This is a genomic window from Hymenobacter elongatus (assembly GCF_004745955.1).
Taxonomy (GTDB): domain Bacteria; phylum Bacteroidota; class Bacteroidia; order Cytophagales; family Hymenobacteraceae; genus Hymenobacter; species Hymenobacter elongatus.
Genome location: NZ_SRLD01000008.1, coordinates 11455 through 24557 on the forward strand (window position 1 = coordinate 11455; position 13103 = coordinate 24557).

Here is a 13103-nt window from a genome sequence, read left to right on the forward strand (position 1 = left end):
TCATAAGCTCATTGCTAGAATGGATAGCCGATACCCAGGTTGAAAGCCGTTTGGTTGGGCGATTGACTAAAGCGGAAATTGGGCAGCACGAATTTATTGCCCGGCGCGGTAGGGTCATATACCTTGGTGGCTACGTCGAGACGTAGGATCAGGAAGGTGAAGTCGAAGCGGATGCCGATGCCGGAACCCACGGCCAGCTGCCGGTAAAACCGGTTCAGCCGAAACACGGCTTCCTCGCGGTTGCTCTCGTTTTGGAGCGTCCACACGTTGCCAAAATCTGTGAACAAGGCCCCGTTGATAAAGCTATAGAGCGGAAACCGGTATTCCAGGTTGCCTTCCAGCAGCACTTCGCCCGGCTGCTCCAGGTCGTAGTCGCGCACGGCCAGGCCGTTTTCTATGCGCGGCGAACCGTCGGCATTGAGCTTGTAGGTGGTGTAGGAGCCGCTGCCCAGGCGGCGCGGCCGCCAGGCCCGAATGCTGGAGCTACCGCCGGCGAAAAAATACTTGTCGTAGGGAATGCTGAACTGGCCGTCGGTTTTGGTCAGCGCGTGCGCTACGCCGCCATTGAGACGATACACGAAGAACGACTTTGGGCTCAGCTTGTGGTAGCGCCGAAAATCGCCGCTTATTTTGGCGAAGTCGTAGACGTTCAGGTTGATGCTGTTCTGGTAGAGCGAGCGGGTGAGGCCCCCAACCTCCACAAACAGGCGCAGGTAGCGGGCGTCGCGGGTTTGGGTGAAGTCGTTGGAGTTGAAGAGCGACGTGGCGTTGATGCTGGGCACGAACAGGTTGCCAAAGCTGCGAAACAGCGGTGAGCCCTGCGTGGTGAGCAGCTTCTGGAGCTCCGCCTCAAAGGTGGGGTCTTTGATGGGCGTATAAATCACGCTCAGATCGAAGGGCGTGAAAACGTACTGGTGGAAGGCAGAGCGCTGCCAGATATAATCGTAGGTAGCCTCCAGGTTGGTGCGCGTGTACTCGGGCCGCTGCACGTAGGTGTAGCTACCGCTGATGCGGGTTTTGGGGTTGTAGCGCGTCAGGAAGCGGTTGGTGCGCCACGGCACCAGAAACTGTGGCAATACTAAGTTGACGTTGGCTCCCAGCTGGGTCGTGAGCACGCTGCGGTCTTCAATGCGACTCAGCTGGCCTTCGAAGCCGCCCCGCAGGCCCAGCTCCAGCACTTCGGCCCCCCCGAAGATATTGCGCACCTTCAGCCGGAAATTCAGGAAGGGGCCCGGCAGCGCCGCCACGTAGGTGCCACCAAATTCGATGGTTTCCTGGTACTTCTTGGTGGGCGAGGCGTTGACGGTAGCTACCAGCTCGCCCCGAACACTGTCGCCGCTGGTAGGTCGCACTTTGTTGTAGCTCACCGTGTTGAAGCGGAACATATCCAGGTCGCTGAGCTGGCGCTGGGTGAGCAGCGTATTTTGCAGGCTATACCGCTCGCCGGGGCGCACCGTGAGCTTGCGGTCCAGTACTTTGGGGCTGATGCGGTGTTTGAAGGACAGGTAGTACACCGAGTCGCGCACGATGGTGTCGCGCTTCACGCCAAAGCGGGTCGTGCCCGCATCGGTAATAAAGCGCACGCGCCGCACGGTATACACCTGGTGCTGCTCGCCGGCGGCCGGGTTCGTAATAATGGTGCGCAGCCGCACGGTGGCGGGCGCAAAGCTTGTGTCGGCTTCCAGCGACACGTACTGCTGCCGAAAATCGTAGTAGCCCGCGTTCTTCAGCAGTGTTTCCAGGCGCGAGCGTTCCTGCCCGATAACCGACTCGTTGTAGCGGTCATTCACGCGCAGCAACGAGGCCGGCTGGCCCGCCAGCACCACCCGGGCCACTGCCGAGTCGGCAATGTCATAATCGAGCTGGGAGTAGTGGTACGGCTGGTTTTCGGTTACGCGGTAAGTTACCGTCACCCGGCGGTTGTGTACTGTGTCGGGGCCTTCAAAAATATGAACCAGGGAAAAGCGCCGGTCCACCACAGTGTCGGTGGCCGTGACGCCGCTGCGGAAAAAGCCCTCCGACTTCAGGAACGTCGCAATCTGCTCCACGGTCTTGGTCGTGAGGGTGGAGTCGTAGATAACCGGCGGCTCGCCCAGGCGCATAATGGCGTTGCCTTTGTCGAGGGCCAGCAGCAGGCGGCGGGTGCGCTTCTCGCGTCGTACCAGCAGCTTGCCTACTTTCACCGAGTCGGGGCGGGCGGCCTGGGTGCGCTCATCAAACTCGGTGCGGATGCGCTGCAGCTTGAGCTGCAGGCGCTGCTTATCATAAAAGCGGTTTCCGAGCTGGTAGATTGCTAGCTTTGGCAGCGGAAAGCGGCTGTTGGGCTGTTGCTGGTAGAGCGCCTCGATGCGGGCCGCATCGGCTTCTTGCACGCCTTCCAGGCGGATGCGGCTGAGCAACTTCTGGCGGGGCTCCAGCAGCCGCAGCGGCGAGCAGCCAGCCAGGAGCAGCAAGGCTCCGGCCAGCGCCGCGCGGGTCATCCATTCTACCGTAAGCCGCCCGTGGCGGTTGATAAACAAAGAATATGGTTTCAAAAGCAGTAGCGAAATACGTGCACGCGCTGCACCTGAAGAAATACCGGCTCCGCCACCAGGCCTTTCTGGTGGAAGGCGGTAAGAGTGTACAGGAGCTGCTAAGCTCCGGGCTTCAAACGGAACGGGTGTTCCTGACGGCTGAGTTTGCCGCAAAAATCCCGCCGCTGCCCGCGAAGGTACCGGTTGAAATCGTGACGGAAGAAGAATTAACCAAACTTGGCACGCTGGCCAACAACACCACGGCCCTGGCCATTGCCCGCCTGCCCGAGCCAACGGCCTTAGCGCCAGCACCCAACCGGCTGCTGCTGGCCCTCGATGAAGTGCGCGACCCCGGCAACCTGGGCACGCTCATTCGGCTGGCCGACTGGTATGGCCTGCACGGGGTGGTGTGCTCCGAAACCTGCGCCGACCCGTGGGCGCCCAAAACCATTGCCGCCACCATGGGGTCCTTCACCCGCGTGGCCATCTGGCAGCGCGAGCTGCCCGAGTGGCTCGATACGCTGCCCGCCGCGCTGCCGCGCTACGGCGCCCACCTCGAGGGCGACAATGTGCACCGTCTCGCGCTGCGGCCCGGCGGCGTGCTCATCATGGGTAGTGAGTCGCACGGGCCACGCCCCGAGGTGCTGGCCCGCCTCACCCAGCGGCTCTACATTCCCGGTGCCGGCGGGGCCGAAAGCCTGAACGTGGCGGTATCGGCCGCTATTCTGCTCGATAATTTTCATCGGGAGCTGTAGGAGCGGGGCCGGCGTTGCTTTTCCTCATCTGTCATCCTGAGCTTGCGAAGGACCTTCCTCTAATAAGTGCTACGTGTTCTTAAATGCGAAAAGCCCTTCACCACGCCATGGTAAAGGGCTTTTCTACGCTAGGACAAGCTTTCTCAGTTAGGAAAGGAAGGTCACGCCTCTTGATGCGCGGAATGCGCTGCTCAAGATGACCGGCGGGAAGGAGCTAACCCTGCCTTTAATCCAGAATAGAGATGCCGAAGCTGACGGACTGGGCCTGGGGGCCGCGGTTGTTCTTGAATAGCTCATTCATGTTGTATTTCACGAACAAGTCGATGCCGCGCACCCCGATGATGCCTTGCACGCCGTACTGGAATTCTTCCAGGTTGAAGCTGTTGCGGTCCTTGTCTTTGCGGGTGTTACCCTCGTTTTCGTACTTTATTTTGGAATGGCTGGCCAGGCGGTAGCCGGCGAAGCCGCCCGCGCCGATGCGAAACGCGTCGTGCCCGGTTTTGTCCTGGAAGTTGAGTTTGGCCATCAGGGGCAGGTTCAGCACGGTGGTAGCCAGCTTGCTTTTCTCCAGGCTTAGCTCGGGCTCATGCTGGATAAAGGTACGGGTATCGGCGGCCAGGATGCGGCGGTTGTTGTCAAACATGTAGTTGTTGAAGGCCAGCTCCGGCCCCAGCACCAGAAAGAAGGGGCTGCGCCGGCCGCCCACCCGGATATCATAGTGCCAGTTCAGGCTCAGGTAGCGCGAGCCGGTGGGTTTCAAGTCAAACTGCTCCTCGGCGAGGCTCGAGCGGTTGGCCAGCGCATTCAGGCCCAGGTCGAGGGAAAAGTTGCTGTGCACGGCGCGGCGGTCATGTTCTTCCCGCTTGCGGGCCCGGGCCGCGTTGCGAAGAGAGTCGCTGTTTTGCCGGGTGTCGCGGCCGATGTTAATCGATATTTCATCGTTAGTATCCTTATTCTCACCGTCTTTGCCGGGTTCCTTGGCGCTTTCTTTCACCGTCACGCTGAATACCTGCCCGAACTTGTAGCCCTTCACCGCCACTTTTTTCGCGCTAGGCTCCTCGTTGCGCACCGTCACCCTGATTTGCTCGGGAGCCTGGGTGCCGGGGCGCTCCTTGGCCGGATAAAACTCCATCGTGACGGAGCTGTTATTCGCGTTTTTGCTGGCTACTTCGGCCTGTCGAATGTATTTATCGAGCAGCGCCATCAGCGTGTCGAGGCGGTAGGTGCGGAGCTCACGCAGCTGCTCCTTATTTTTGGTGTGCAGCGTCATGGTGGCCTGGTTTGGCAGTTTCACCACGATGGTATCGTCGTTGGAAGCCGGTGTGGTGGCTGCCTGGGTGCGGCAAGGCGCGGCCAGTACTGTCAGCAGCAGTACCGCCAGCAGTGAGGAAAGACGTTTCATGATAGTAGGAAGTTGAAATCTTAGAGTTGAATGACTTTGGTGGCCGAGTGATTGAACACATTGACCTGAACCGTTACCGTTTCCGGTAAATCGACTTTGGGAATACCCACGCGGCCCTCTTTCACCGCCGACTTCGCTTTGTGAAACAGGTTCTTGAGGTGCGAGTGCGACTCATACAGCTGCGGCGCGTCCACGGCAGCTACGGCAGGTGCCGCCTCCGGGCCCCGGTGTACTTCCACTTCAATAGCGCCTGCCTGGGCCGCTGATGGCAGCGGCGGTACCACGGCGGCTACGGCCGGTGCTGCGGGGCGCTCCGGACGCGCCGTAGCAGCAGAGGAAGCAGCAGCCATAGCCAGGGTAGCTACCGAAGCCGGGGTAGTGGCTTTCGTCGGGTGGCTATTGAGGTGAGCCGTTCGTGCCGGTTTCGGCTCCGGCGAGATGATGCCGGCAACGAGCGGCTCTTGTTTGCTGGCAGCAACTGCAGGTGCTGGAGCAGGCATGGCCGAAGGCGCTTTTTTCGGGCTGGCAACCTGGGCTACTGAAGGGCTAGATGAAAACCCGTTGTCGGCGGTTGCCTGGGTCCCAGCGGGATTTTTTGGGGTGCCGACCGCCGTTGGCTGCTGGTTGCGCGAAGGCTTCAGCGGACTGCTGGTAGCCAGCGTGCCGGTGGTAGGCGCGAAAGCCGGAGTGTGCAACAGCCAGGCGCCGCCCGCCACAATCAGCAGCGCTACCATGGCCGCTGCGGCATAGAGCCACATGGCCGGGCGCTTGCGGGCGGGCTGAATTTCGGCTTCCAGCTGCTCCCAGAGGTAGGCCGGGGGCGTAGGAGCGTGGTGCTGCAGCTGGTTGCGAAACAGCTTGTCAATATCTTCCGGTTGCATAATATTCTTTCGGTGAGGAAGTGGAAGCGCTCATGCTGGCGGCTGCCAGGCGGCGCTGCAGCATGGCGCGGGCCTTGCTGAGCTGCGATTTGGAAGTGCCCTCCGAGATGCCCAGCAGCTCGGCAATTTCGGGGTGGGAAAAGCCTTCCAGGGCGTAGAGGTTAAAGACAGTACGGTAGCCGGCGGGCAGGTCGGCCAGCAGCGCCAGCAAATCGGCCGTATTCAGCTGGCTCTCGGCGTCGGCGGGGGTTACAGCTAAATCGGTGTGCGAGTCGTCGATGGCCAGGTGCAGGGGCTCTTTGCGCCGCAGCTGGCCCAGGGCTTCGTTCACCATGATACGGCGAATCCAACCCTCAAAGCTGCCCTCGTGCCGGTACTGGTCCAGGGCCCGGAACACTTTGGCAAACCCGCCCAGCATCGCCTCCTCCGCATCTTCGCGGCGGCGCAGATACCGGATGCATACACCCAGCATCATGCCCGCAAACCGCTCGTAGAGCAGTTTCTGGGCGCGGCCATTGCCTTGGCGGCACGCGGCGATGAGGTCGGCGTCAGTCACGGGTAGAAGGTAAGGTTTTCGGCAGATGTAAGGCGTTTGGGGAGGTAGATGCAACCTATTGGGCGGCGGTTGCCTCTGGGATACTTATTCTGTATGATTTTTTGCGGAAGAGAAGTGTATTTTGAAATATATATTTGTATATCAGTAAGTTATTGATTCGTAGAAGCGTGTTTCACGACCAATTACAGGACATCTATGTAGCCTGCCAGCCAGGCTGTGTAGACAGTGACCGAAAACAGCTGTTTGGGTCTGTGCAGCATGACGTTTCTTCTGTTTACTGTCCACACTAGCTGGTAGATATAAAAACTGCTTTCAGAAAAAAAGCGACTCTGCCGGAGTCGCTTTTTTTCTGAAAGTATAGGCAGCAGCCTTAATAATTGCCCACCGACAGCATCACCAACGTGCAGGCTTCCTCGGTGCGGATGCCGCGCTCCTGGGCCAAGCGCTCCAGCTCCTCGTTTTCGGTGCCGGGGTTGAAGATGATCCGCTTGGGCTGCAGGTCCAGAATATAGTCGTACCAGGCGGGCTGGTTTTGCGGGCCCACGTAGAGCGTCACAGTATCAATGTCGCCTTCCTCGGGCCGGTCGGTGTGAATATCGAGGCCGGCTACCTGGCCCTTGCGGATGCCCACGGGCACCACGTGGTGGCCGTGCTGCTTGAGCTGGTGCACGGCGCGGTAGGAGTAGCGGGCCGGATTATCGCTGGCCCCGAGAACGAGAGTCTTTTTCATAAGATGATGCGGTAGAACTGTTTGCCTGCGCAAAACAGAAAATATGGGTACGGACCAGAAGCGAAGTCAATCCTTCGGACCATCCACAACCAACAAACGATTATTTCCCGGAAAAGGTGGCTACTACGGCTGCTACTGCCTCCGCGCACCGTTCGCCATCCATGGCCGCCGACACGATGCCGCCGGCAAAACCGGCGCCTTCGCCACAGGGAAACAGCCCGGTGGTTTCGGGGTGCTGCAGCGTGGCCGGGTCGCGCGGAATGCGCACCGGGGCCGAGGTGCGGCTTTCTACGCCCACAATCTGGGCCGCGTTGGTGGCGTAGCCGGGGATTTTGCGCCCAAAGTTCTCGAAGCCCTGGCGCAGCCGCTCGGCCAGACCCGCGCCCAGCACCTGGTCCATATTCACCGACACCAGGCCGGGTTGGTAAGACGTTTCGAGCAAGTCGGACGATACTTTTCCTTTCAGGAAGTCGCCGAGGCGCTGGGCCGGGGCCAGCTGGGTGTTGCCGGCCAGGGCGCAGGCGCGCTGCTCCACTTCCTGCTGCAACTGCAGGCCAGCCAGCGGGCCGTAACGCTTCAGGTCCATGTCCTCCAGCTCAATAGCCGTTACAATGCCCGAGTTGGCGTAGCGCGAGTCGCGGCGGCTGGGGCTCATCCCGTTCACCACCACCTCGCCGGGCGCCGTGGCAGCCGGCACAATGAAGCCGCCCGGGCACATGCAGAACGAAAACACGCCCCGCTGCTTGCCCTGCCACTGTGTTTGGTGCACCAGCGAGTAGGAGGCTGCCGGCAGCGGGCCCCGGTCGGCGCGGCGGTACTGGGCCTGGTCGATGAGCTCCTGCTGGTGCTCGACGCGCACGCCCAGGGCAAAGGGCTTGGCCTCGATGCGCACCCCGCGCCGGTGCAGCAGCTCGTAGATGTCGCGGGCTGAGTGGCCGGTGGCCAGAATAACGGCGTCGGCCTCCAGGGCCTCGCCCGTAGCTGTAACCACGCCGCGCAGGTGATTGTGGTCCAGCATCAATTCCGTCACCCGCGTCTCGAAGCGTACTTCGCCGCCGGCCTGCCGAATCGATTCGCGCAGGGCCGCCACCACGCCGGGCAGCTTATTGGTGCCGATGTGGGGATGGGCGTCCACCAGAATATCGGGGGTAGCGCCGTGCTGCACCAGCAGCTTAAGGATGCGCTGAATGTCGCCGCGCTTGGTGGAGCGGGTGTAGAGCTTGCCGTCGGAATACGTGCCCGCGCCGCCTTCGCCGAAGCAGTAGTTGGAGTCGGGATTCACGATGTGCTCCTTGTTGAGGGCGGCCAGGTCGCGGCGGCGGGTACGCACGTCCTTGCCGCGCTCCAGCACAATGGGCCTGATACCCAGCTCGATGGCTCGTAGCGCCGCGAACAGGCCCGCCGGACCCGCGCCCACGATGAGCACCGTGCGCCGCGCCCGGCACACATCGGGATACTGAAACCAGGGGCCAAATAAGTCGGCCGGGGGCGGGGTGCGCCAGATATCGGCCCGCAGGCGCACGAGCGGCTGTCGGCCCCGGGCATCGATGGAGCGCTTACGCAGGTGGACAAAGTCGGCGTCGCCGGGCTGCAGCCCGGCGGCGGCCAGCAGGGCGCGGTAGCGCGCATATTCGTCGTAGGCTACTTCGGGGGGAAGCAGGGCCTCAATTTCCTGTTTTTCGGACATAATGGGTGAAAGGTGTTTAGCCTTTAGACCTTGGTAAAAGGAGCTTTTTGTGGCGCAAAGATACGGAAGTTCGTTGCTCCCCATCGGTCATCCTGAGCCGGCGAAGGATCTTCCTCTGTTAGTGGCAAACGTACAGCAACGCCCAAAATCCCTGTACTGCCGGCGCAGTACAGGGATTTTGGGCGTTGGCAAGAGCTGAAGTGGGGCAGGTGAGGAAGGTCCTTCGCTGTGCTTCGCGCCATTCAGGATGACAGACGGAAAGGGTAGAAGACCGCCCTTACTCGGTCATAATCCGCACGGGACGCTTCTGGGCATCGATGGCGACGAACGTAAACAGGCCCGTGACGGCCTTGGTGCGCTCCTCAGAATACATCTGTTCCACGAACAAATCGACGCGCACCTGCAGGCTGGTGTTGCCCACGCGCACCACGTTGCCGATCAGCTCGACGAGCGTGCCACCGGGAATGGGGTGGGTGAAATCGACTTTGTCGGACGATACGGTTACCATCTTGAGGCGGCTGAAGCGGGTGGCCGTGATGAAGGCTACCTCGTCCATCATGTGCAGCGTAGTGCCGCCAAAGAGCGTGTCGTAGTGGTTGGTGGTGTTGGGGAATACCGCTTTGAAAATACGGGTTTCGGCGCGGGCAATCTTCTCGTCGAGAGCAAGCATGGAAGGGAGGAAAAGGAGGAAAGAAACATCCGTTGCTGATTTCCGGCTCCCACGCACTACCCCAACCGTCGGGAGGAAACGCGGCTGCCCAGCGCCGACGCCCAAACGCGCCCGCGCCAACAAACACCCCACTCGTACCCGACAAGAGCCTCATAGCGCGAAGGCAACCTTATCCAATCGGCGCAAGGCAGGTCTCCTGACTTATACCAGTTTCACCGCCCTTCTCCCTCCGGTTTCGGGCCGGAAGAATGGGCTGTAGCGTGGTGAAAACCAACTCGGTACTTACAGTAGCGCGTCTGTCCGGGATTCGCACCCGGTTCCCTATTAATCCCGGTATTACCCGGAAACCTTGTGCCGTCTGACCGAAATCAAACCAAGAACAACTGCGCCAAAGGTAGGAGTTTCGGCGTGGGCCGCTACCTTGGCGGCTAGTAGCAGGGCGCACTGTATCGGTGGCGCAGCTACTAGCCGCTCGTTCATCCTGGTGCTGTCTATGTCCTCCCAACTTTCTGCCGCGCCGCCCGCCCGCAGCATGGCTTCCCGCATCCGGTCCATCGTCAGCGGCTCCATCGGCAACCTGGTGGAGTGGTACGACTGGTACGTGTACTCGGCCTTCTCTCTGTATTTCGCCCCGGCTTTCTTTCCTAAAGGCGACCTGACGGCCCAGCTCCTCAACTCGGCGGCCGTGTTTGCCGTGGGCTTTCTGATGCGGCCCCTGGGTGGGTGGCTGATGGGTATCTACGCCGACCGCCAGGGCCGCAAGGCGGCCCTGGTCGCCTCGGTGCTACTGATGTGCGGCGGCTCGCTGCTGATTGCCCTCACGCCCGGCTACGACCAGATTGGGGTGGCCGCCCCGGTGCTGCTGGTGCTGGCCCGCCTGCTGCAGGGCCTGAGCGTGGGCGGCGAGTATGGCACCTCGGCCACCTACCTCAGCGAAATGGCCGACCAGAAAAACCGGGGCTTCTTTTCCAGCTTTCAGTACGTGACGCTGCTGGCCGGGCAGCTGCTGGCCCTGTCGGTGCAGCTGGGGCTGCAGCGGGTACTGAGCGAGCCGGAAATGTACGCCTGGGGCTGGCGCGTGCCGTTCGGGCTGGGCGCGGGGGCCGCGCTGGTAGCCTTGTATCTGCGCCGCCACATGGAGGAAACGGACTCGTTTGTGCGGCAGGAACAGCAGGCCGCTACCGACCTTACTACTGCTTCTGCTGCCCCCGGCAAGCTGCGCCTGCTGTTGCGCTACCCGCGCGAAATCCTGACCGTGGTGGGCCTCACGCTGGGTGGCACCATCGTTTTCTACACCTTCACGACCTACGCCCAGAAGTTTCTGGTCAACACGGCCGGCTTCAGCAAAGCTCAGGCCTCGCTGGTTTCCTTCCTGATGCTGGCCTTTGCGCTGGTGCTGCAGCCGCTGTTCGGGGCGGTGTCAGATAGGGTAGGGCGGCGGCCGGTGCTACTGTTTTTCGGCATCGGAGCCACGCTGAGCACCGTGCCGCTGCTCACGCTGCTGGGCCGCGCCGACAATGAGTGGACGGCGCTGGGCTTGCTGGCCGTGGCTATGCTTATCATGAGCGGCTACACCTCGATTAATGCCGTGGTGAAGGCCGAGCTGTTTCCTACGGCCATCCGGGCCCTGGGCGTGGGGCTGCCCTATGCCCTCACGGTAGCTCTATTCGGCGGCACGGCCGAATACATTGCTTTGCAAGCCAAGCAGTTGGATGTCGAGTCGTGGTACTATTGGTATGTCACGCTGTGCGCGGCTATTTCTCTGCTGGTCTACTGGCGTATGCCCGACACCCAGAAGATTAGCCGGATGGACGGGTGAGCCAGTCTATTTCGCCGGTAGTATCTGCCCGGTTGTGAGGTAGCCGGTTTGCAGAGAGTCGGTTTGAGACAGCACGGAATGCTCCAGGGCCTTTGGCTCACTGGGGTAAGCCACGCAGAAGCCACGCAGCGGTTCCCATGACTTGCTCGTGCGCCCGGAATAGCCCAGCCGCTGGCCCGCCCCAACATACTGACCTATCTGCACAGCCGCTCCATTTTGGCGCAGGTGGTTGTACCAGGCATACGTGCCATCCTCGTGGAAAATTACTATCCAGTTAGAATCCTTGTAGTTGACTCGCCGGCTGCCTTTATTCGAGTCCTGCTTGATGTTGGCTACCATACCCGCCCGTGCGGCCCGTGCGGGCGGGCTTCCGGGCAGGGCAAACCTGATTGGCATCTGCCCGCTTTTCGGCCTCTTGTGCGTAGCGGGGTAGAGTATGGTGCTGGGCTGGGAAGGCGCAAAAGGCAGGCGGTACACAAACGTGGTGTCGGGTAGCCGGCCATTGCAGATACCCATCTGGTCATCGAAGGTATACTGAAAGGAAAAGCCGGGGCCGGTAGGCGTGAGGTGGGCCAACACGCGGGGCTTTTTGGTCGGAAAAACCACGATTTTGGCCGGTAAGCTAACGTCGCTCACCATCTTTACCAGCGTGGCGTTGAGAAAGGCGGTAGCGGGGACAAATCCTGTGTTGTGCGCTGTACTAGCTACGCGGCCGTCGCGGTAGCTTACCCTATCAACCACCATCAGCTGCTGCTGCTAGGCTTTGCCGGAAAAAGGGTTCAGCAACAGCAGCAGGCCGGTAATCCAGTAGAATCATCTCATCGGGTAGCTATAGTAGTTGGCCCGAAGAAACAGCATTGCCGGGCACCAACCTAGCCATTTTCACAAGTCGCCGGGTCCGCGGCAACCGCGCCCGAACCGCGGTGCAGCAGGCCATTCGCTTCGGGCGGAAACCTCAGACCGCCGCAGGGCACGAGTATACCTTGTCCTGACTTCGACTACCTCAGCGGCAGTGCTCCTTGATGATGCGCTTCAGTTCTTTCTCGCCCACGGCCGCGTCGCCCCAGCGCAGGGCCTGCTTCAACGACTCGCAGGCGCCGGGGTCTTCCAGCTTGATCTGGGCAATGCCGATCATGCGGTGAAACTGGCCTTTGTCGAGAAAATCGGCCATTTCCAGGCATTTGCTGTAGTCGGCCACGGCTTCTTTCAGGCTGCCCTGCTGCTCGTAGGCCAGGCCGCGCGCGGCATAGGCGTCCAGGTAGCGCGCATTGACGCGCAGGGCCTGGCTGTAGGCGGCCACGGCCCGGCCATAGTCCTGGCGGGCGTAGGCCAACTGCCCCAGACCCAGATACACCACCGAATCCGTGGCATTCAGCGTCAGGGCCTTTTTCAGGTGTTGCCGGGCTTTGGCACTATCCTGCAGGGCCAGGTAGGTCGAGCCCAGTGTCCGGTAGGCCGCTGCATTATTGGGGTCGAGCTTGAGCACCTGCTGGTAGGAGGCCAGTACGCCGGCGTGTTCGCCCAGTTTTTCCTGCAAGTCGGCCAGGCGGGTATAGTACGTCAGCGCACCCCGGTTTTTGGGGTCATGCTGCTGACCCAGCTCAAAATACCGCTCGGCCTCGGCCGGCGTGCCGCGCCGGCTCAGGTAGGCGCTAAAGCCGTAATACACGTTGGCACTGGCCGAGTCGAGCAGCCACGCCTGGTTGTAAGCCTGCAGCGCCTGCCCGAATTTCTCCTGGTAAAAGGCCCCCCAGCCCGCATCGACGTACGTTTCGGAAGCGGCGGCGCGGGTTTTATATTTCTTCAGAGCCTGGGCCACGAACTCCTGGTCGGCTTGGCGCTGCGCCGCCGTATGGGGCCGACCGGCGTAGCGCGGCTTTTCGACCGCGTCTCTGTTCTGGGCGTGGGTGAGCCGGGGAGTGGCAAGGCAAAAAAGCATCAGAACGAGTAGTGCCTTTCTCATAGGAAGCGCGACTGGAAGGGGAGAAGTACCCGCCTACTACGTTCGTGCCCGTAGCAGGATACTAGTTGCGCCGGTTTTCCCGTCTGGGATTATTCCGTCGGGCTGATTGAAGCCCAGCGGCTGGTTC

At 61.2% G+C, this 13103-nt stretch carries 11 protein-coding genes and 1 riboswitch; of the genes, 2 read left to right on the top strand and 9 right to left on the bottom strand.

Going from position 1 to position 13103, the window contains the following annotated elements:
- Window positions 1-14: 14 nt before the first annotated feature.
- Window positions 15-2534 (bottom strand): translocation and assembly module lipoprotein TamL, encoded by a 2520-nt coding sequence (tamL, locus tag E5J99_RS05655; protein ID WP_135496754.1) that lies wholly within the window; start codon window positions 2532-2534, stop codon window positions 15-17.
- On the opposite strand from tamL, the gene E5J99_RS05660 reads away from it, so the two are divergent.
- The gene (locus E5J99_RS05660) at window positions 2525-3268 is read left to right on the top strand and encodes a TrmH family RNA methyltransferase (RefSeq protein WP_135496755.1); all 744 of its coding nucleotides are present in this window, start codon (window positions 2525-2527) and stop codon (window positions 3266-3268) included. The genes tamL and E5J99_RS05660 overlap by 10 nt on opposite strands.
- Before the next feature lie 226 nt (window positions 3269-3494).
- Here the strand turns inward: E5J99_RS05660 and E5J99_RS05665 are convergent, their stop codons facing one another.
- From E5J99_RS05665 to E5J99_RS05690, 6 genes are all read right to left on the bottom strand, one after another.
- Entirely contained in the window at window positions 3495-4670 is a 1176-nt protein-coding gene (locus tag E5J99_RS05665) for an outer membrane beta-barrel protein (RefSeq protein ID WP_135496756.1), read from the bottom strand.
- Between the two features lie 20 nt (window positions 4671-4690).
- Complete coding sequence (locus E5J99_RS05670) at window positions 4691-5551, bottom strand: hypothetical protein (RefSeq protein WP_135496757.1); 861 nt, start codon at window positions 5549-5551, stop codon at window positions 4691-4693.
- Window positions 5532-6107 (bottom strand): RNA polymerase sigma factor, encoded by a 576-nt coding sequence (locus E5J99_RS05675; protein WP_135496758.1) that lies wholly within the window; start codon window positions 6105-6107, stop codon window positions 5532-5534. The genes E5J99_RS05670 and E5J99_RS05675 overlap by 20 nt, the downstream gene beginning before the upstream one ends.
- A gap of 370 nt (window positions 6108-6477) precedes the next feature.
- Window positions 6478-6837, bottom strand: coding sequence for a CoA-binding protein (locus E5J99_RS05680; protein WP_135496759.1), 360 nt, complete (start codon window positions 6835-6837; stop codon window positions 6478-6480).
- A 100-nt stretch (window positions 6838-6937) separates the two neighbouring features.
- A complete protein-coding gene (locus E5J99_RS05685) occupies window positions 6938-8524 on the bottom strand; it encodes an NAD(P)/FAD-dependent oxidoreductase (protein WP_135496760.1) in 1587 nt (528 codons plus the stop codon).
- Window positions 8525-8801: 277 nt separating this feature from the next.
- Entirely contained in the window at window positions 8802-9194 is a 393-nt protein-coding gene (locus E5J99_RS05690) for an acyl-CoA thioesterase (protein ID WP_135496761.1), read from the bottom strand.
- A 169-nt stretch (window positions 9195-9363) separates the two neighbouring features.
- A riboswitch (cobalamin riboswitch) is annotated at window positions 9364-9561 on the bottom strand.
- 126 nt (window positions 9562-9687) lie between these two features.
- On the opposite strand from E5J99_RS05690, the gene E5J99_RS05695 reads away from it, so the two are divergent.
- The gene (locus tag E5J99_RS05695; protein ID WP_135496762.1) at window positions 9688-11013 is read left to right on the top strand and encodes an MFS transporter; all 1326 of its coding nucleotides are present in this window, start codon (window positions 9688-9690) and stop codon (window positions 11011-11013) included.
- 6 nt (window positions 11014-11019) lie between these two features.
- On the opposite strand, the gene E5J99_RS05700 is transcribed toward E5J99_RS05695, so the two are convergent.
- Together E5J99_RS05700 and E5J99_RS05705 are read right to left on the bottom strand one after the other, a co-directional pair.
- On the bottom strand, window positions 11020-11757 hold the full coding sequence (locus E5J99_RS05700) for a M23 family metallopeptidase (protein ID WP_135496763.1): 738 nt from the start codon (window positions 11755-11757) through the stop codon (window positions 11020-11022).
- Between the two features lie 259 nt (window positions 11758-12016).
- Window positions 12017-12952: a tetratricopeptide repeat protein gene (locus E5J99_RS05705; protein ID WP_167852009.1), complete on the bottom strand. Its 936-nt coding sequence runs from the start codon at window positions 12950-12952 to the stop codon at window positions 12017-12019.
- Window positions 12953-13103 lie beyond the last annotated feature (151 nt).

Coding starts and splice junctions, on each gene's coding strand:
- E5J99_RS05660 (WP_135496755.1), top strand. CDS start 2,525: ATGGTTTCAAAAGCAGTAGCGAAATACGTGCACGCGCTGCACCTGAAG.
- E5J99_RS05665 (WP_135496756.1), bottom strand. CDS start 4,670: ATGAAACGTCTTTCCTCACTGCTGGCGGTACTGCTGCTGACAGTACTG.
- E5J99_RS05670 (WP_135496757.1), bottom strand. CDS start 5,551: ATGCAACCGGAAGATATTGACAAGCTGTTTCGCAACCAGCTGCAGCAC.
- E5J99_RS05680 (WP_135496759.1), bottom strand. CDS start 6,837: ATGAAAAAGACTCTCGTTCTCGGGGCCAGCGATAATCCGGCCCGCTAC.
- E5J99_RS05685 (WP_135496760.1), bottom strand. CDS start 8,524: ATGTCCGAAAAACAGGAAATTGAGGCCCTGCTTCCCCCCGAAGTAGCC.
- E5J99_RS05690 (WP_135496761.1), bottom strand. CDS start 9,194: ATGCTTGCTCTCGACGAGAAGATTGCCCGCGCCGAAACCCGTATTTTC.
- E5J99_RS05695 (WP_135496762.1), top strand. CDS start 9,688: ATGTCCTCCCAACTTTCTGCCGCGCCGCCCGCCCGCAGCATGGCTTCC.
- E5J99_RS05700 (WP_135496763.1), bottom strand. CDS start 11,757: ATGGTGGTTGATAGGGTAAGCTACCGCGACGGCCGCGTAGCTAGTACA.
- E5J99_RS05705 (WP_167852009.1), bottom strand. CDS start 12,952: ATGCTTTTTTGCCTTGCCACTCCCCGGCTCACCCACGCCCAGAACAGA.